The organism is Saprospira grandis DSM 2844, assembly GCF_000275825.1.
GTDB lineage: Bacteria > Bacteroidota > Bacteroidia > Chitinophagales > Saprospiraceae > Saprospira > Saprospira grandis_A.
Map to the genome: position 1 here is coordinate 3,389,475 of NZ_JH719942.1, position 19,052 is coordinate 3,408,526.

Genomic DNA, 19,052 nt, shown 5'->3' on the forward strand with positions numbered 1-19,052 from the left:
AACTATGAAATTGGCTTCTTTTTTTAGCCTAATGGCCTGCTTGCTCTTTTTGGCAGCTACGCCATTATCGGCCCAAAAAATGGCTCATGTAGATGGCGATGCGATTATTCCGAATATGCCCGCCTACAAAAGAGCAAAAGCAGAGGTAGAATCTTATGGTAAAATTTTGCAAAAGCAACTAGAAGCAGAAAGCAAAAAGGTCCAGGATTTCTATACTAGCACCATGGAAAAAGCTAAACAAGGTGTGCTTTCTCCTGCACAACAAAAACAAGCAGAAGAACAACTGCAGAAAATGCAGCAAGCTCTGCAGCAAAAAAGCGCAGAAGCAGAGCGTTCTTTGGCTAAAAAAGAACAGGACCTCATCAAGCCGCTCTATGAGCAATTTAATAAGGCCCTTACCGATGTAGCCAGCGAAAATGGCTATAGCTATATTATGGATGTAAAGCTCATTATGTACTCTGAAGGAGGCATTGATGCTACGGCAAAAGTAAAAGCAAAATTGGGGATTTAACCCGTTTTGTTTTAGGGCAAAAAAGGGAGTTGACCATTTGGTCAACTCCCTTTTTTTGATCTACCTACAGCCCTTTTCTTTGCCAAGATCGTTTAGTAGATGACTTCACCGATCAAATTTATAAACTATGCGCTTTCTTTTAATTAGTTGTTGGCTGCTATTTTCGGCCTCCCTTTGGGGCCAAGCTTTGCCTGGAGAATATATTGTTTTGCTGCATAAGCAGGAGCAAATTCGCCAGCTCATAGCCAAATTGCCCGGCCATTGGGCTGCCCCGGAACTGCTGATTCCCCAGAGCAGCTATTTTCTGCTCAAAACAAATTCAACTAATGATCTTTTGCCCAAACTCTGGGCCCAACCCGAGGTCAAAATGGCCCAAAGAAACCGCCGCCTCAAATACCGCCAAATTCCCAACGATAGTTTATTGGGCCAACAATGGCAACATCAAAATACAGGACAAGCTGGAGGTCCAGCCGGCCTAGACCATAATGCTGTTCCCGCCTGGCAATTGGCGGGCGGCGGCGATAGCAGCCGCCTTGGCGACCCCATTGTGCTGGCCATTGTTGATGATGGAGTAGAAAAAACACATCCCGATTTGGCCCCCGCCATTTGGCAAAATCAAGCCGAAATTCCCAATAACCAAATTGATGAGGACCAAAATGGCTATGTCGATGATTTTTGGGGCTGGAATAGCAACAGCCAAAATGACCAAATTCAAGGCGGAAATCATGGCAGCGCTGTAGCCGCCTTAGCCGCTGGCCGAGGCAATAATGCTACCGGCATCGCTGGCCTAGCCTGGAACAGCCAATTGCTGATCGTCCGAAATGATTTTAATACTACCGAGGCCAATATTTTGGCCGCCTATGGCTATATCTTGCGCCAACGACAAGGCTATAATCAAAGTAACGGACAAGAAGGGGCCTTTGTGGTGGCTTGCAATTCTTCTTGGGGCTTAGATTATGCTTGGCCTAGCTCGGCTCCGCTTTGGTGTGGCTTTTACGATAGCTTGGGGCAGGCCGGCATTCTTAGCGTGGCCGCCACCACAAATAATGATGTTAATGTAGAAACCGCTGGCGATTTGCCCAGCCTTTGTAGCAGCGATTACCTGATTGTTGTGACCAATCTAAACCGTTTTGGGCTGCGAGCTGGCGGCTATGGCGCTCTTTCTGTAGATCTTGGCGCTTTTGGCGATGGGGTGTTTACAGCCCAAAATGGAGGGAATTATGGTAGCTTTGGCGGAACCTCTGCCGCTACGCCTTCGGTAACGGGCAGCATTGCCCTAGCCTATGCAGCGGCCTGTCCCAATTTTATGCAATGGGCCAAACGCTGGCCCGCCGCAGCCGCCCTGGCTGTCAAGACAACGCTTTTGCAAAGCGGAACGCCCGGCGGCAGCTTGCAGACGATCACCACAAGCTCCTCTTATCTCAATGCGGGCCAATTGGTCCAACAACTGCCTTGCCCCACCGATAGCTGCCTTTTGCCCCCCGATTTTTATCTGCAGGCCTTTGATGAAGGCTTTTATTTGTATTCCCCGCATTATGAGGATAGTCTGCAAGTTTTGCTCAGAACCGATGCTAGCTTTCCTTGGGATACCCTCTACCTCTCTAGCCGAGATACCCTAGCTAATTTGGCCCATTGCCAGCGCTATGCGCTCAAAATTTACCCAATTTGTGGCCCCTCTGATAGCCTTTTGCTTTATCTGAGTACTACGGATTGCTGCCTGCCGCCTCAATCCGAAAGCTGGAGCCTCAGTGCCAATCAAGAACGAGAATTATTGGCCCATTTGCCCACTAATGCCGCTAGCTCGGCCCTGCGGTTTCGGCCCCATAATAGCGGACAGCCCTGGCAGCAGTTGGCGGCCATAGATAGCCTTTTTGTTTTGCCACTGCTCGATAGCTGCCTCCTTTTTGAGTACCAGCTTCAGAGCCATTGCCTAAGAGGCGATAGCAGCGATTGGGGCCCCTTGCATTTTTTTCGCAGCGAAGGCTGCCCCGCCTGTAGCCCACTACAATACTGCAATATGCAGGGCCTACAAAATACCTTTGACTGGATCGAGCGCATCCGCCTAGGCCAATATGAGCTGCAATCGGGCAATAATGGCGGCTATTTTTGGCAAGATAGCCTAGTCCTGCATTGGCCCATTGGCCAGTCTATTCCCTTTGAGGTGGAACAAGGAGACCTCTATCAGGAAAGTCTCCGCATTTGGCTAGACCTCAATGCCGATGGCGATTTTGAGGATGCCGATGAGCTACTTTATCAAGGCCAATTTAATGGAAGCAATTTGATTTTGGGCCAGTTGTATTTGCCGCAGCAGGCGCAGCCTGGCCCTAGCCGCCTGCGCATTGCCCTGCGCTGGAACCAATATCCCGAGCTTTGTCAACAACATCAAAATGCCGAAACCGAGGATTATTGCCTTTATCTTACACCTTATACAAGCACCATTGTTAGCGAAAACCAAACGCTCAAAATTTGGCCGCAACCCAATTCGGGCCAATTTCAACTCCGTTTGCCCAAGGCGGGCACTTTCTCTTACACCCTCTACAATCTACAGGGGCAGGCTTTAGAAACTGGAGCCGTTCAAGGCCCAAATACTAGCCTGAATTTACAAAATAAGTATCCTGCTGGACAGTACTTTTTGCAGCTCGGTCCTTGGTCTAGCCCCCTAATGTTAATCGATTAGTGCTTTTGGGGCTGCCCCGCCCTGCGGGCGGGTCGGGCTGTGTCGCAGCTCGCTGATCGCTCGGCCCTGCGCCGCCTTTGGCGGCTGGGTCTGGCGCTGCGCGCCACTGCTGTCCATCCCTCAGCCAGATTTAATCGCGCTGCTTTGGCCATAGTTTGCTATGAATTTTTGGCTAGGCCAGCTATTTTTTAAGGGCATAGCCTTCGCTATGGCCGAGAAAAATAGGGCCGACTAGCGGTAAATTGCTGCAAACTATAAAAGTGAGTGCGTTTAAATTTGGCTATTGCCTGCGGCCCTGACGGGCCTGTAGGGCGCCAAAAGTTATTCTTTGGGCTTTTGCTGTTGTGCAGGATGAAAAGAGCGCAAACTTTCTTTTAAATAGCGATTATCGAGCTGGCTGTAGAGTTCGGTGGTGGTAATAGAGGCATGTCCTAGTAGTTGTTGGACCAATCTTAGGTCGGCTCCGCCTTCTACCAAATGTGTAGCAAAGCTATGGCGAAAACTATGAGGGGATATATTTTTTTCTATGCCGGCATCGGCCACGGCTTTCTTGACCACTAAAAAGAGCATTTGCCGAGAGAGCTGTTTGCCTCTACGGTTCAAAAAGACAATATCTTCTGCTTTGGGGGCGATTTCTGCATGTTTTCTTTGGTCCAAATAAAAGAGCAGTTGTTGTTTGGCAGATTCGCCAATGGGGACAATGCGTTCCTTTTGGCCCTTTCCCCAAAGGCGAATGAGGTCCATTTCTAGCAAAAGGCCCGATAATTTGAGTTCGCAGAGTTCTGTGGCCCGTAGGCCACAGGCATAGAGCAGCTCGAGCATAGCGCGGTTGCGGTGCCCCTGCGGATGCGAGAGATCTATGGCATTGAATATTTGGTCCACCTCATCAATGCTGAGGTATTCGGGTAGTTTCCGGGCTTGTTTGGGGGCTTCTAATAGGGTAGAGGGGTCTTGCTCTACCAATTGCTCTAGGCGCAAAAAGGCAAAAAAGCTTTTAATGGAAGAGAGCATACGGGCCTGGCTGCTTTTGGCCAAGCCGAGCTTTTGTAGTTCCTGAAGAAAGCCCCTTAGCGTTTGCTTATCTATATCGGCCAATTGTTCTAGCTCCTGCTGCTGCTTGAGATAGCGGTTGAGCTGCTTCAAATCACTTTTATAGGCGGCCAAAGAAGCTGCGGTAAGTCCTTTTTCTAATTGCAAAAAAGCCTCAAAACCGGGGAGATAAAGGTCTAGCATATTAGGTGTTGGAGATAAGCTTTTGTGAGGTATAAAAGAAAGGTTGTGAAATAGAAGTTTAAAAAGCTTGAAATTTATCTAATAAAAAAGTAGAAAAGTCTGTTTTTGCAAAATTTATTTTCCTAAATTAGGAGTCTAAAGCGGAAATTTATGTACCGTTATTCTGAAAGTGTAGAGGTTTTTTTCCTACAAGGGGAAGAAAATCTCTTTTTTTTGGTCCTATGCGGTTTTGCAGGCGGCAAAGCCGCCGCAGGCAATAGCCAAATTTAAACGCACTCACTTTTATAGTTTGCAGCAATTTCCCGCTAGTCGGCCCTATTTTTCTCGGCCATAGCGAAGGCTATGCCCTTAAAAAATAGCTGGCCTAGCCGAAAATTCATAGCAAACTATGGCCAAAGCAGCGCGATTAAATCTGGCTGAGGGATGGGCAGCAGGGCCGCCGAAGGCGGCAGACCAAAGCGGCTTTGCCGCTGCAGGGCCGAGCGAACAGCGAGCTGCGATACAGCCCGACCCGACCAAAGGGCGGGGCAGCCCCAAATAAAAAAAGCACAACAACCATAGCGGTTATTGTGCTTGTGTTTTGGCAAAAAGAAAAGCCTAGCCCAAGTCGAACTTGGCAAATTTCTTTTTGAACTTGTCGATACGTCCAGCAGTATCTACGAAAGTCATCTTTCCTGTGTAGAAAGGATGAGAGGCGCTAGAGATCTCCAACTTAACGAGGGGATACTCTTTGCCATCTTCCCAAGTGATCGTATCTCTGCTAGGAGCAGTAGATCGTGTTAGGAAGCTGTAGTCTGTAGAAATATCTTTGAACACGACAAGACGATAGTCTTCTGGATGCAATCCTTGTTTCATGGCCAAAAATTAGTTTTGAATGATGATTCATAATAAAGCGAGGGCAAAAATAAGCATAAATCTCAAAAAAGCAAGAGAAAGTCCAACTTTTATCGGAGTTGCGTGAGTTCTGAGCGCAAAAGTTTAATTTTCTGGTTAAGGTCTTTGAGTTTATGTTCCTCGCCATGTAATTCTATGAGCAGGTCGTTGCGGGTTTTGAGTAGTTTTCGGTAAGATTTATCGAGGAGTTTGTCATCGAGTTGAGATTCTTGGCGAATTTCTTTAGAGGCTTTTTTGACAATATCCTCAATTTTGATTTTGTGTGTTTTTCCTTCTTGGAGCAGTTCTTTTTGGGTTTGGTCGTAGCGATTTTGAATAAGTTGCAGTTCTTGTTCAAAGTTCTTTTTCCAGTCTTCTAGTTGCCGAGCAATTTGTACTTCTTGGCTTTTGTCTATGTCTTCGGCTCCTGCCCAATAGGGCAATTGTTGTAGTTTTTGCTCGGGGCTATGGCCCAGGATCTGGTTATAGGGTGGGTTTTGCAAGTACTTTTGATACTGTTGGCGAAGCGCTCGGATTTCCTTGGCTTCGGCTCGCATCAGTTCTCTAGCTTTTTGGTCTTGCACCTTAATTTGGTAGCTTTCTTGGGCAATATCGGCTTGGATTCTTTGGTTGGCCGAGCGTACATTTTTGCCATAGGTATTTTGGAAATTGCGCTCTCTTTTTTCCTTGAGTTTTAGCAAGGTGTCTAGTTCTTGGCGAATATCCTGTACCTTTTGCTTGAGCTTGACTCTTTCTGTAAACAGGCTATATTGTTTATCTTCTAGGTAGCGGCGGCGTTGGGCTTTGGTCAGGGCCATTTGTTCTTGGGCAAACTCGAGTAATTGACTTACTTTTTTACCCACAAACCTCAGGATACTTTGGCCCGAGCTAATGAGCAGTGGAATAACCATAAAGATCCAGCTAGTTGGGCTCGTAATGAGGTTGAAGATGGTTCTTGGAATAAAGAAAAAGAGCTCGGAGAGCACCTCAAAAGCGGTGGCAAAATCAAAGTCGTCAGAGACGACACCAATGAGGAAGACAAAGACCACAATAACGACAAAGACAATTCCGACAAACTTCAGCAAATTGAGGGCAATTCGTCCAGCAGTTTTGTAGAGTTTCATTGTTTTGTCTCTAAACAGCTTTGGGCTCATGCCTCCATCCTCCAGTTGTTTTTGTAAGTCCTTGAGCTCTGGTGCGGCCAGTTTGAGCTCGGCTACGGCTCGGCTGACGGCTAGTTCGTACCAGTTTTGCTGTTGTTTATGTTCTACGGCAAGAACCTTAGAGGGCAGCGGTCGGTCAATCAGCAAAAGGGGGCTATTCATAAAGGTGCTGCCCCATTCTTCAGCCGAAATGCGTTCTTCTGCCTGCTGATGGCCCGCAACAAAGCTTCGGTTAAAAAGGGCTTGAATTTCTTCCTCTAGCTCTTCAAATTGCCGATGCGGAGGCGGGATCACACTAAATAGCTCTTGCCGATGGTGCACATAAAGGCCCTGATGAATCTTATCGCCCAAAGAAACCATATGGTCATAAGGCGGTAGGGCAGAGGCTGCAAAGGGGTGAATCCCCAACAAAAGGCGATAAAAAATAACGGCCAAGCTAAACTCATCCCAACTTTTGGGAATAGGCTGTTCGCCAGGGCGGAGGCCATCATAATACTCTGGGGGCGTGTATTCTGGCGTCACCACCGTAGCGGGAAAAACAGTTTGCCCATTTTCCACCACCTCAATAGAATCCATATCCACCAGCGCAATTAAGCCATTGCTCTGAATCAGGACATTATCGGGCTTGAGGTCTACCAAAACATAACGATCACTGGCGTGCAATTGAGAAACGGCAGCGGCAATATTATAGCAAATTTTCATCCGAAGGCGCCAGGCATCTTCATGCCCAAAGGCCAGGCGTTGCCAAGCACGGCCTAGGCGTTTGGGCAAACTAGGGGCACAGAGCACCTCCAGCTTTTCTCCTTTGGCCTTGGGCATCAGGTAGCCCACAAAATTATCCTGAGCATCATAAAGCAGTTGGTCTACCCAAATAATGGGCTGATGCTGGCCTTCCTGCTCTACATTGGGCCGATTATTAAGCATATAGCTCAGCTTCTCCTCTCGGCTTTCGCTGTTGCGCTTATGCGGATGATAAATTTTGGCCACATAATCCAAATAACGAACGGGATGCTCAATAGCATACAGACCGCCCTCCCCTCCACTTGCAAAGGGTTTGTCGGGCACACTGATGGCCTCTTTACTGCCGGCTATATAAAACTGTTGGGGCATAGTTTAAAAATGGATAGAAGATAAAGGAGAACAGCGCATATATTTTTTCTTTGGGGCTTCCCCTCGCTGCGCTCGGGTCGGGCTGTTTCGCAGCTCGCTGCTCGCTCGGCCCTGCGCGGGCTTTGCCCGCTGGGTCTGCCGCCTGCGGCGGCCCTGCTGTCCATCCCTAAGCCAAGGCGCTTCGCGCCTTTCTAGACCTTTAAATATTTTTTTCTTGGGGCACTTCGGCTAGACGAACGGCCAAAATCATACTTTTGTCGTCAATCTCATGCTTAAATTGCTTGGTGCCGGCGGTCAAAAAGCCGCTCCATAGTGTATTGATTTCTTTTTGGCTTTTTTTCTCTTTATAGAGTTGGCGCAAACCGGGCACATTGGGCTCAAAAAAGCGAGGGAATGGCCTGTTGGGATCGCTGTATTTTTTGGTCTTGGGGTCAAAGATATTAACCTCAAAAGCGGCCTTTTCACAGCCGTCGCTCATTAGGGCAAAGGCCCGAATTGGGCCAGTAGTGACCGAGCTTTCAATATATTCCTCAATGCCGGCGGGGTTCCAAATTCTAGAGGTAATAAAGACCGTTTCATTGGCTTCATTGCCTCTATAGGGCGCTATAAGAGCCTTCCATTGGCCAGGGGCATCGGAGTAGGCGGCCCGGCCATCGCCAATATGAACGCTCAGCAGGGCGCCTTCACAATAGAGCGTAGCCAAAACGGTACAAGCCAATTGAGGCAATGGAATCTCTCTTTTTTCGGCAAACTGCATTAGGCGTTGCATCACTAGTTGCAGGGCTCTTTGGGCCTCTTTGCGCCAAGTTTGTTCATCGGGTAGTTGGCTGGGCGACCAAGCACAGCGCTGAATCACTTCCTCTAAACAATGGGCCGTATTTCGGGCCACAAAATCAGACCCAATATGTGATTGGGCCGCAGAACCTGCACCATCGCAGACCACCGCCACCCCCCAATCTTTATTGATTTGGTGATGTGCGGTACTATCTTGGCAGGGGATGCCCGACTGAATATGTCCGTTGCCAATTACCGAAGCATAGGCTAAGACCCAAGGGCTTTTTTCTTCCTGATTCATAAGCAATAAAAAGTCGAGGGTTGGCAGCTTTGCCTCCCCCCTTATTCTAAATTATAGGGAAGCAGTTCTTGAGTGAATCCTCAAGAACTGCTTGGCAAAAAAAATTAAAACTTCATTTGGGCCCAATCACTAATAGGAGGAAGCTCAATGGTTTCTCCTTCTTTAGATTTGGTAATAATGCCAATACTATTGCTCAGCCACTTGAAGAACTCCGAGAACTTATAGCCTGCTAGAGGCATAGGCGGAGCGGTGGGTGGGCAGATGCGTTGTAGAGTAGCATGATTGTACCCTTTTACGCCTAGGCCAAAAAACGTAAAGCGCTTGCCTTCAACGGCTTCTCGGATTTCGGAAGAAAGGCCATTGACATCCTGGTCTCTATCGGGTTCGCCATCGGTAATGAGGACCACAATAGGGCGGTAATAGGGTTGCCCAGTTTCTTTGTACCATTGTTTGCGTTCTTCTGTTTTGCGCATGGCTTCTCGAACAGCATCGACTAGGCGAGTGGTGCCACTAACCCCCAGAGTAGGCATATCAAAGCCCTCAATGAGCGAGGGCTCTTGGAGGGTGTTGATTCGGCTGCCAAAAGTAACGACACTAACCTCTAGGCGGTTGGCCGCAATGAGGTCTTCCTCAATAGCCGCATAAAATTCCTGCAAGCCACGGTTGAGCTCGCGGATAGGTTCGCCACCCATAGAGCCCGAAGTATCGAGGACCAAGGTGCACAAACATTTCTGTTCGTAATTATCTGGGGTTTCTCCCTGAAAGTAGCTCATAATTATATAGATTATTTCAGTTGATGCATGAAGATTTTATCTATTACTTAAGTGTTTTTTTGTTTTCAAGGTTCAGTAGAGGGCCAATTTATTGGTCCAATTGGGCGGCGAAGCCGCCCCTGGCCGCAGGCCAGAACGGCCTAGCGATGTGCAGCAGTGGCCCGCAGGGCCAGACCGAAGCCCGCAGGGCTGAAGGGCCGAGCAGAGCTGCGAGCTGCGAAACGTAGCGCCGCAAGGCGAAGCCGCAGCGGAGGCCCCAAAACAGCAGCGAGCTGCGAAACGACAACAAGGTCTTTAGACCGCAGTTCGACGACCAAAGGGAGTAACCGCCGCCATATTATATTCAGCGGAGGCCCCAAAACAGCAGCGAGCTGCGAAACGACAACAAGGTCTTTAGACCGCAGTTCGACGACCAAAGGGAGTAACCGCCGCCATATTATATTCAGCGGAGGCCCCAAAACAGCTTAAAGGCGCTTTTCATTGATAATGGCCAGCAGTTCATCGCGATAATTTTTGCCCACGGGAATACTTTTGCCGTTGAGTTCCAGCATATTGCCTTCTAGCATAGCAATTTTGCTGAGGTTGGCGATATAGGATCGATGGACCCTTTTGAAGAGTTGGGCGGGCAGTTTGGCCTCTAGTAACTTCATGGTTTGTAGGGTGACGATTCGGCCTTGGGGCGTATGTAAAATAACATAATCCTTGAGTCCTTCAATATAAAAAATTTCGTCAAAACGGACCTTAATTAGTTTTTTATCTGCTTTGACAAAGATATAGTCGCTTCCTTTTGTTTGGGGGGCTGCGGTTTTTGTTTGTCGTTCTTGTCCTCTATTTTTTTGCAGTCCTACGGCCTTATTGATGGCCTTGACGAAGCGGTCGAAAGCGATGGGTTTGAGCAGATAATCGACGACATTGAGCTCATAGCTTTCTAGGGCATAATTGGAGTAAGCGGTGGTAAAAATGACCAGAGGTGGTTGGGCCAATGTTTTGAGAAAATCGATACCAGAGATTTGGGGCATATGAATATCGAGCAGCATGAGGTCTACGGTTTGGCTATTGAGTTGTTCAAAAGCTTCGATGGCATTTTGGCAGCTCCCGACGAGTTTCAGGCTGGGTATTTTTTCGATATAGGTTTGCAGAACGTCTCTGGCTAGGGGTTCGTCATCAACGATTAAAACATTCATAGTTTTTCCTTTGTCAGTGTTAAGAGGACCTGATAGCTGCTGGGGTCCTCCATAATTTGGAGTTGGTGTCGTTTGGGGTAGAGGAGCTCGAGGCGGCGGCGGACATTGCTCAGGCCAATACCTCCTTGGTGATAAAGTTCGCCTTTGGGCTCGCTACTTTTGCTATTTTCTATCCTAAAGTTAAGTTTTTTTTCTTCAATTTGTAATTCTATCCAAACATAGCCTTCCTCAATGCTATTAGCAAGTCCGTGTTTAAAGGCATTTTCTAGGAAGGGAATAAAGAGCAGTGGGGGCACTTCTACGCTTTGTGGAAGCGGTTGGGGGTAGTGCAGGGCAATCTGGGCCTTGTCGCCATAGCGGATTTGTTCTAGGGCCAGATAGTTCTCCATATAACTAATTTCCTTTTGTAGGGGAACCATTTTTTCATTGCATTCATAAAGCATGTAACGCATCATGGCCGAGAGGCGGAGGACCAGCTCTGGGGCTTTATCGGATTTCTTTAGGCTGAGCGCATAGAGGTTATTGAGGGTGTTAAAGAGGAAGTGGGGATTGATTTGAGACTTAAGAAAACTGAGTTCTGATTGCAGGTTTCGCTTTTCTAAATCTCTTTTGATACGCTCTTGAAGCAACCATTCTTTGCCAATTTTTAGGGCCGTACTCAGGCTGAGGACAAAGAAATTGAAGAGGAAATGAATATGTTGGTTTTTTAGCAGATGTTCTTGTGCCGCCGTATATTCGTCCATTACCCAATATAAACAAATCAGCTCTAGGGGCGTAATGAGAAAGGTGGCAAAGGTGGCTATCAGAAAGTAGCGGCCTATTTTCTTCTGGGCCAAATACTGGGGCAAAATTTGCCAGAGGTTCCAGTAGACCAAAGCCATCACAAAAAACAAATGGATGCCCAAGGTCATGAGTGTAAAGGGCAGCTCTGCCCAGCCATTGTAGTTAATGGTCAGCATCAGATTAAAATAGAGCAGCCACAACAACAGATGGTAGAGCCAAGGGCGCTCTACATAGCGCCAAAAGCGGCTCATCCAATTTAAGGGGACAGTCGATTCCATAGGTTTTAGTTCTTCACTCCAAAATTAAGCATTGCTCATGAAGCTATATCATCAATTTATACTAGTGGGGGTTTTGGCCCTAATTGCTCTTTATTTATATTGGGTCGAGCCTAGAAAGGGGCCTAGTCCCAACGAAAAAGCCGAGGCTTATCAAGAGGTCTTGGCCCAAATTGATCAAAAAAAGCGCATTTTCCAAAAAAAATATAAGGAGGACCAAATGCTGGCCATTGCCGAAAGTCGGGCCTTTGTCATGGACCAACTCAGCCAAAATATTTTCCCCGCCTGGTATGGCACGCCTTGGGCTTTTCATGGCACTAGCCAACAACCGGGGCAGGGAAAAATTGCCTGCGGTTACTTCGTCAGCGGCTGCCTCAAAGATGCCGGCTTTAAGCTCCCTAGGGCCAAAATGGGACAGCAGGCGGCCTCTGTAATTATCAAGTCTATGGCCGCAAAATCTAGCATTCAGACCTATACCAAAATGTCGGACCTCCATTTTTACCTCAAGCGAGCTAGCCCAGGCATTTTTATTCTCGGCCTCGATAAACATGTGGGCTTTATCTGGAAAAATGAGGCCGAAGAATGCTTTTTTATCCACTCCTCGGGCATGTACCCCCGCCAAGTGGTCCAAGAACCGCTAGACAAATCTAAGTCGGTCCTCAAGTCTAAGATCAAAATGGTGGGCGCCCTAGGCCCAAATATGGCGCTTTGGCAAAAATGGATGCATAACGAACAAATTAAACTGGCTTCTTAACTCCCTCAGAAAGAAGAGCACTCTAGGCCCTAAACTTAGGTTTGGGCCTTTTTTATGCCCAAAACTTTCCCTTAGCTATTCAAAATAAAGTGCTATAGGAGGATTTGGGGCGTTACTCCTTTCAGTCGTCGAACTGCGGACTAAAGTCCTTGTTGTCGCTGCGGCTTCGCCTTGCGGCGCTACGCTACAGGGCTCGCAGGTCTGCTCGGCCCTTCGTCGCCTTCGGCTCCTTGGTCTGCGGCTTCGCCGCCCCCTTTCGCATCGCTAGGCCGTTTGGCCTTCGGCCATAGCTGCAGCTTGAAAGCCGCAGCCCATTTCGGAACAGCTAAGCAAGTTTGTAGCTGCCCTTTTCTGCGCCTAGGGACAAGCCCCTAGGCTAGCTTTTTCAGACAGCCCTCTAAAGAGGGCCTTTGGATGAGGTTTTTCTTTGCGATAACTACTTAGCAAAGCCCTGTACATAAGCCTTTGAAGCCCTTTAGGGCTGACTCCATTGGATTAGCCTAGGGGCTTGTCCCTAGGCGACTATTGGCTGAAGTCTAGCAAGCTAAAGACCCAAATTTTATTCTAATACACAAAATCCTGAACAGTCCTTCCTGCATTTGCGGTAAGCTATTGGCAATTTGTGAAACGGCATTTGTAAAGCAGGGGAAGCTATTCGTAATTTGTGAAATGGCATTTGTAAACTGGGGGAAGCTATTCGTAATTTGTGAAATGGCATTTGTAAACTGGGGGAAGCTATTCGTAATTTGTGAAATGGCATTTGTAAAGCAAGGTGTGCTATTCGCAATTTGTGAAACGGCATTTGTAAAGCAGGGTGTGCTATTCGCAATTTGTGAAATGGCATTTGTAAACTCGGGTATGCTATTCATAATTTGTGAAACGGCATTTGTAAAGCAGGGGGTGCTATTCGCAATTTGTGAAATGGCATTTGTAAACTGCGGTAAGCTATGTTTAGGGGGGCTGCTTTAGGCTACAGCAAAGAGTACGCATAAAATTTTAAACCGTCTCGCCTATTTTTAAAGCGGGGCTTTGTACCTTTGCGCAAAAAGCGATGCCCCGATATATCTACATCCTATTGTTTATGCCTTTCTTTTGGGCCTGTCAATCGGAGCAGCCCCCCCTAGCCGAGGAGCCTGCTGTAGCCAAGCCCGATAGTTTGCCCTTGCCGGTTGCTGCCAGTTCGGATAGTCTCCCTATAGATTCTTTAATTAAGGATTGGCAGAAAAAAGACTTAGGCCAAGGCTATAGTATTCGCTTTCCGAAAAAGCCTAGGCGCCTAAGGAACCGAAGCCGAAGCAAAATCCGCTATCGCCTAGAGGCCAAAAGCTATAGCCTGCAACTTACGGTTGCCGATTTAAAAGAGGAGCAATCTTATGCCGATTACCAAAAAGATAAAGAACGCTTTTATGATTTGGTGATACAGGACCTAATTATGGACCTAGACGCCAAAAGCCGAGAAGCCAATAGCATTAACTTGGGGGCAGAAAATAGCTTTTTGTACCTAGACATTTATCCTGCCCACAATTTTCGCCTAGAAGGAGCCGATTTTCAGCTTTCGGGCCGATTGATTGTGATAGGCAGACATTTATATAGTTTAGCTGTTGTCTCCTTTGATGGCTGGACGCCCGATGTACAGGAAGTAGAGCGCCTATTTATGGCCTCTTTGCAAAAAGAACTGTATATTGAATAGCTTTGAGCAAAGCTGAAGCAGAAAAAAAAGAAACGATGAAAATACTAACACTAGAACAACTAAGAGCTGCCGAACAAGCCGCCTTAGCCGCCGAACAGATAAGTAATCTGGACCTTATGCAACGGGCTGCCCAAACCTTTGCCGATTGGCTGGCTGAGCAATTCCCCATCGGAGAATATCAATGGCTGAGCTTTCTTTGTGGCTCTGGAAATAATGGTGGCGATGGACTTGCTGCTGCCCGTATCTTAGCCGAACTGGGCTATGGGGTAGAGGTCTTTATTTATCGCCTAAACCGAGAAACCGAAGACTTTTTGGACCAATATGAGGCCCTAAAAGCTAATGGAGAAGTAGAGATTACCGAAATCCTCAGCCTAGCCGATCTCCCGCTCTTTGATGAACGTGAAATTATTGTAGATGCGCTTTTGGGCTCTGGCCTCAACCGCCCTTTAGAGGGCGAATTGGCGGAGATCGTCGATGCCATCAATCAATGTCCCAATATTATTTTGGCCCTAGATTGCCCCACGGGCCTACAGGCCGAACAACCAACGATCAGCAGTAGCATTCGGGCCGATTATACGCTCAGCTTTGAGACGCCTCGCTTTGCGTTTATGTTCCCCGATAATTATGACCGGGTGGGCGAGTTTCATTTTCGCTCTATTGGCTTGCCAAAGGAGTTTATTGCCAATTTGCCAGCGCATAATTATTATGTGACCCCTAAAACTATTGCTAATATTTACCAAAAACGAGGTAAATATGCCCATAAGGGACTCTTTGGTCATGCCTTGCTCATTATGGGCAGCCACGGAAAAATGGGGGCGGCTATTTTGGCCACTCGCGCTTGTCTGCGGGCAGGTGCTGGCCTTGTTACGGTGCATGTACCGAGCTGCGGCTATGAGGTAATTCAGGGCGCAGTGCCCGAGGCTATGGTCAATTTGGATGATGACCGCTATGTGTTTACCCGCATCTACGACCTCCAAAAATACAATACAATTGCCATTGGTTGCGGGCTGAGCACCAAGAACAAAACCCGCAATGCACTTTGCTATTTGCTTAAGCAGCGAGATACGCCCACGGTCCTAGATGCCGATGCCTTGAACATTTTGGCGCAGAGCCCCGATTGGTGGGAGTATATTCCCAAACAGAGTATTCTCACACCGCACCCCAAAGAGTTTGAGCGTATGTTTGGCCGTAGCCACAATAATTTTGAGCGCTACGAATTGCTTCGCCAAAAGGCCATGGAGCTAGATGTATACATCATCCTCAAGGGGGCCAATAGCTGTATCGCGACCCCAGAGGGCAATTGCTATTTCAACTCAACGGGGAACCCGGGCATGGGCACCGCCGGCAGTGGCGATGTGCTCACGGGCATCTTGACGGGTTTGTTGGCCCAGCCCTATAGCCCTTTAGAGGCTTGTATTTTAGGGGTCTATGTACATGGTTTGGCGGGCGATTTGGCGGTAATTGAAAAGAGCCAAGAGGGCCTTATGGCAGGCGATCTGATTGATTATTTGGGCAAGGCCTTTTTGGCCCTCAACCCCAAGCGCAAAAAGATTCAGAATAAGGTAGAGAACAAGCGTCCTATTGTTTAGATTTGGGGCCCGCGGCCAGCTTTGCTGGCCGCCGCTATGCTGCGGGGCTCGCTGTTCGCTCGGCCCTTCAGGCTACACTTCGTTTCGCCTTCGGTCTGGCCTTTGGCCACCCCTCCGCAGCGCTGGGCCATTTGGCCTTCGGCCAGGGCGGCTGCGCCGCCTCTTTGGTCCAAAGTATTTAATCAGAGCAAAAGCATGCAAGAACATTTAGAACGATATATAGAGGCCCTTATCTTTAGTGCAGAGCTGCCGATAAAATTGGGGGAAATAGTGGCTTGTTTGGAGTCGGCTTTTAGCGATAGCTTTAGCAAAAAACAGGTCCAATTGGCTATAGAGGGCCTGATGGCGCGCTACCAAGAAGAGCAATATAGCTTTGAGCTTTTAGAAATTGCGGAGGGCTATCAGTTTTTGACCAAAAGCAACTACTATGATTTGATTGGGGTGTATCTCAAGCAAAAGAGCAAGAAAAAGCTATCGCGTTCGGCCCTAGAGACCTTGGCCATAATTGCTTATCAGCAGCCGGTCTCTAAGTCGGAAATAGAGCGACTGCGGGGGGTCAGTTGTGACTATGCCGTGCAAAAATTGCTAGAAAAAGAATTGATAGAAATAAAGGGGCGCTCGACTGATCCTGGTCGGCCCTTATTATATGGAGTAAGTAGTAAATTTATGGAGCATTTTGGGCTCTCTTCTATGAAAGATTTGCCCAAGCTCAAGGAATTTAAACTGCCAGAGAACGCCATTGGCGAGGCAGAAAAGTTAATATAGTCAGCATGAAAAAAGAAAAGTATACGGGACCATTTCGCAACAGACGGAAGGGGCAGCCCAAGGAAGAGCAAGAAGAGCAAAAGGCGCCACAAGAGGAGCGCAGCGATATGCGTTTGAATAAATACTTGGCCCATTCGGGGGTGAGTTCTAGACGCAAAGCCGATGAGATCATCAAAGAAGGGCGAGTCACTGTAAATGGCCAGATTGTTTTAGAAATGGGGCATCGGGTAGAGCCAGAAAAAGATGAAATCAAGTTAGATGGCAAAGTCATTACGCCTATAAAAGAGTATGTTTATTTGTTGATGAACAAACCATATAATGTCATTAGCACCGTTAGTGATGAGCGGGGTCGTCGGACCGTCTTGGATATTGCCAGAGAGCATACGACGAAGCGGGTATATCCGGTAGGTCGTTTGGACCGTAACACGACGGGTTTGTTGCTTTTGACCAATGATGGAGATTTGGCTCAAAAAATGGCGCATCCCAGTTATGAGGTGACTAAAATTTACCGGATTACCTTAGACAAGCCGGTGGAAGAGGAGCATGTAGAGGCCATTCGCAACACCTTAGAGTTGGAAGATGGTCCGGCTCCGGTAGACAAAATAGAGTATGTATTAGATAGTGATGGCCGCAGTTTGAACGTAGAGCTACATATTGGTCGCAACCGCATTGTTCGGCGATTATTTGAGCATTTTGGTTATGAGGTGAAGCGATTGGACCGAAGAAAGTACGGCATGTTAACGAAAAAGGGCTTACGTCCTGGGCATTGTCGGCCTTTGCGGGCAGATGAGCTGGCCATATTGAAGCATTTGACATAAAGAGGGAAAAGGAGGAAGAGGAGAATCTCTTGCTCCTTTTTTTTGTTAGAGAAATAGGCGGGTTGTTCTATACAAAAGCGAAGAAGGTCCAAATGGCCTAGCGATGTGGAGGGGTGGCCGTCAGGCCAGACCGAAGCGCACAGCGCTGAAGGGCCGAGCAGGCTTGCGAGCCCCGCAACGTAGCGCCGCAAGGCGAAGCCGCGGCGGAGGCCCCTAAAAAAAAACAGCAGCAGAAAACGGATAAATATTTGCAGCTTAGTAAGAGAAAACATTCACTAATAAGAAACAGGATAATCATGAAAAAGCAAATTTTGGGCATCATGCTCCTTTTGATGGGGGCGATACAGTTGCAGGCGCAGCTACAATGTTTGAGTGGGAACTGCGACAATGGGATTGGTCGGGCTCGGAAGTTTTTGGGCGAGATGCCTCAGGGGACTTATGAGGGGGAATTTAAGAATGGCAAATTTGATGGTTTGGGAAAGTTTTCTTTTGTCAAGGGTGGCTTTTTTGAGGGGCGGTTTAAGAATGGTTTATACAATGGCGAGGGCGTATTGATAGACCCAGAGGGGAACATAGAGGCGGGTCGTTGGGAAGACAATATTTTGGTAGAGGTCAATCCGAAAATCCGCAAGGCGAGTGAGTGTTTGCAGGGGGATTGCGAGAATGGTTATGGAAAATCTAGGGACTATAAGGGTCGGGTATATGAGGGTGATTTTGCAGGCCGAAAATATGAGGGCAGGGGCAGTTTGACCTATAGTGACGGCAGCAAATACGAGGGTGATTGGAAGAATGGCTTGCCTCATGGAGAGGGCACACATTACTACCGAAACGGGCATAAATTGAGTGGTCGTTGGGTAGCGGGGCGTTGTACGGAAAACCCCATTAAGATGTGGGCTGTAGTGGTGGGAGTGGCTGATTATGAGGACTTTGACAAATTGACCTACACCATAGATGATGCGCAAAAATTCTATAGTTTTTTGCGTAGTCCGGAGGGGGGTGCTTTGCCTAGTGATCAGGTTAAATTGTTGTTGGACAAGGAGGCCACGGCTAAAAACATCTTGAACAGCATGGGGGATTTGTATGAGCAGGCGGACAGCAACGACCTCATTATTTTCTACTTTGCGGGTCATGGTTTGGAGGGCGGCTTTTTGCCAGTAGATTATCAGCGCAACGGCAGCAACACCTTATATCATACGGCGGTGGCCAATATGTTGAATGACAGTGAGGCCAAATTTAAATTGATCTTGGCAGATGCTTGTCACTCGGGCAGTTTGATGGCTACTTATGATGAATATCGGGACAATGGCAATGAGTTGCCGCCGGCCAACAACATGAACATGGGGCGGGATGTAATTGCGCAATATAAAGAGAGTTTTAAGCGGGTAGATGGTGGCTTGGCTATGATTTTATCTTCTGCATCGGAGGAAATTTCTTTAGAGACCAAAAAATTTGAGCAGGGGGTATTTTCATACTTCTTGATTATGGGCCTCAAGGGGTATGCGGATGCGGATGGCAACTACATTATCACGGTGCAGGAATTATTTGATTTTATTGCCAAGAACGTACGTAAATTTACCTATGGTTTTCAGACGCCTAAAATGATGGGATTTTTGAGTAAGGACTATATGCCAGAGGGCTTGAACACCGAAGAAATGGAGGAGAAGAACAAAGAATTTGTAGAGGAGATGCCGGTAGGATTTGGCTCTAAGAAATAGGGTAGGGGAGGAGTTTATTTATTGAATACCAATAATTTGGGGCCCGCGGCCGGCTAGCCTTTGG

At 47.6% G+C, this 19,052-nt stretch carries 15 protein-coding genes; 8 read left to right on the forward strand and 7 right to left on the reverse strand.

All coding sequences use genetic code 11. The features are described 5' to 3' along the window. Positions 1 to 4: 4 nt before the first annotated feature. Both SAPGRDRAFT_RS15405 and SAPGRDRAFT_RS15410 read left to right on the forward strand, forming a co-directional pair. Positions 5 to 511 (forward strand): OmpH family outer membrane protein, encoded by a 507-nt coding sequence (locus SAPGRDRAFT_RS15405; protein ID WP_002660169.1) that lies wholly within the window; start codon positions 5 to 7, stop codon positions 509 to 511. A gap of 127 nt (positions 512 to 638) precedes the next feature. Then, complete coding sequence (locus tag SAPGRDRAFT_RS15410; RefSeq protein ID WP_002660170.1) at positions 639 to 3,188, forward strand: S8 family serine peptidase; 2,550 nt, start codon at positions 639 to 641, stop codon at positions 3,186 to 3,188. A 321-nt stretch (positions 3,189 to 3,509) separates the two neighbouring features. Here SAPGRDRAFT_RS15410 and xerD read toward each other — a convergent pair whose 3' ends face one another. The 7 genes from xerD to SAPGRDRAFT_RS15445 all read right to left on the reverse strand — a co-directional run bounded on the left by xerD (position 3,510) and on the right by SAPGRDRAFT_RS15445 (position 11,660). Further along, the gene (gene xerD, locus SAPGRDRAFT_RS15415; RefSeq protein WP_002660171.1) at positions 3,510 to 4,421 is read right to left on the reverse strand and encodes a site-specific tyrosine recombinase XerD; all 912 of its coding nucleotides are present in this window, start codon (positions 4,419 to 4,421) and stop codon (positions 3,510 to 3,512) included. 597 nt (positions 4,422 to 5,018) lie between these two features. Next, on the reverse strand, positions 5,019 to 5,276 hold the full coding sequence (locus SAPGRDRAFT_RS15420) for a type B 50S ribosomal protein L31 (RefSeq protein ID WP_002660173.1): 258 nt from the start codon (positions 5,274 to 5,276) through the stop codon (positions 5,019 to 5,021). A gap of 89 nt (positions 5,277 to 5,365) precedes the next feature. Beyond that, the gene (locus tag SAPGRDRAFT_RS15425; protein WP_002660174.1) at positions 5,366 to 7,567 is read right to left on the reverse strand and encodes a protein kinase domain-containing protein; all 2,202 of its coding nucleotides are present in this window, start codon (positions 7,565 to 7,567) and stop codon (positions 5,366 to 5,368) included. A 199-nt stretch (positions 7,568 to 7,766) separates the two neighbouring features. Beyond that, positions 7,767 to 8,642, reverse strand: coding sequence for a PP2C family serine/threonine-protein phosphatase (locus SAPGRDRAFT_RS15430; RefSeq protein WP_002660175.1), 876 nt, complete (start codon positions 8,640 to 8,642; stop codon positions 7,767 to 7,769). A 104-nt stretch (positions 8,643 to 8,746) separates the two neighbouring features. Then, positions 8,747 to 9,415, reverse strand: coding sequence for a vWA domain-containing protein (locus tag SAPGRDRAFT_RS15435; protein ID WP_002660176.1), 669 nt, complete (start codon positions 9,413 to 9,415; stop codon positions 8,747 to 8,749). Between the two features lie 464 nt (positions 9,416 to 9,879). Then, entirely contained in the window at positions 9,880 to 10,599 is a 720-nt protein-coding gene (locus tag SAPGRDRAFT_RS15440; RefSeq protein WP_002660177.1) for a LytR/AlgR family response regulator transcription factor, read from the reverse strand. Continuing rightward, a complete protein-coding gene (locus SAPGRDRAFT_RS15445) occupies positions 10,596 to 11,660 on the reverse strand; it encodes a sensor histidine kinase (RefSeq protein WP_002660178.1) in 1,065 nt (354 codons plus the stop codon). Before SAPGRDRAFT_RS15445 ends, SAPGRDRAFT_RS15440 begins: the two co-directional genes overlap by 4 nt. 37 nt (positions 11,661 to 11,697) lie before the next feature. On the opposite strand from SAPGRDRAFT_RS15445, the gene SAPGRDRAFT_RS15450 reads away from it, so the two are divergent. From SAPGRDRAFT_RS15450 to SAPGRDRAFT_RS15480, 6 genes are all read left to right on the forward strand, one after another. Beyond that, the gene (locus SAPGRDRAFT_RS15450; protein WP_002660179.1) at positions 11,698 to 12,411 is read left to right on the forward strand and encodes a hypothetical protein; all 714 of its coding nucleotides are present in this window, start codon (positions 11,698 to 11,700) and stop codon (positions 12,409 to 12,411) included. 1,051 nt (positions 12,412 to 13,462) lie between these two features. Further along, entirely contained in the window at positions 13,463 to 14,101 is a 639-nt protein-coding gene (locus SAPGRDRAFT_RS15460) for a hypothetical protein (protein WP_002660181.1), read from the forward strand. A 35-nt stretch (positions 14,102 to 14,136) separates the two neighbouring features. Next, entirely contained in the window at positions 14,137 to 15,690 is a 1,554-nt protein-coding gene (locus SAPGRDRAFT_RS15465; protein WP_002660182.1) for a bifunctional ADP-dependent NAD(P)H-hydrate dehydratase/NAD(P)H-hydrate epimerase, read from the forward strand. Between the two features lie 195 nt (positions 15,691 to 15,885). After that, the gene (scpB, locus tag SAPGRDRAFT_RS15470) at positions 15,886 to 16,455 is read left to right on the forward strand and encodes an SMC-Scp complex subunit ScpB (RefSeq protein WP_002660183.1); all 570 of its coding nucleotides are present in this window, start codon (positions 15,886 to 15,888) and stop codon (positions 16,453 to 16,455) included. A 5-nt stretch (positions 16,456 to 16,460) separates the two neighbouring features. After that, positions 16,461 to 17,273, forward strand: a complete 813-nt coding sequence (locus SAPGRDRAFT_RS15475) for a pseudouridine synthase (protein WP_002660184.1) — start codon at positions 16,461 to 16,463, stop codon at positions 17,271 to 17,273. A gap of 296 nt (positions 17,274 to 17,569) precedes the next feature. After that, positions 17,570 to 18,988, forward strand: a complete 1,419-nt coding sequence (locus SAPGRDRAFT_RS15480) for a caspase family protein (RefSeq protein ID WP_002660185.1) — start codon at positions 17,570 to 17,572, stop codon at positions 18,986 to 18,988. Positions 18,989 to 19,052: the final 64 nt, after the last annotated feature.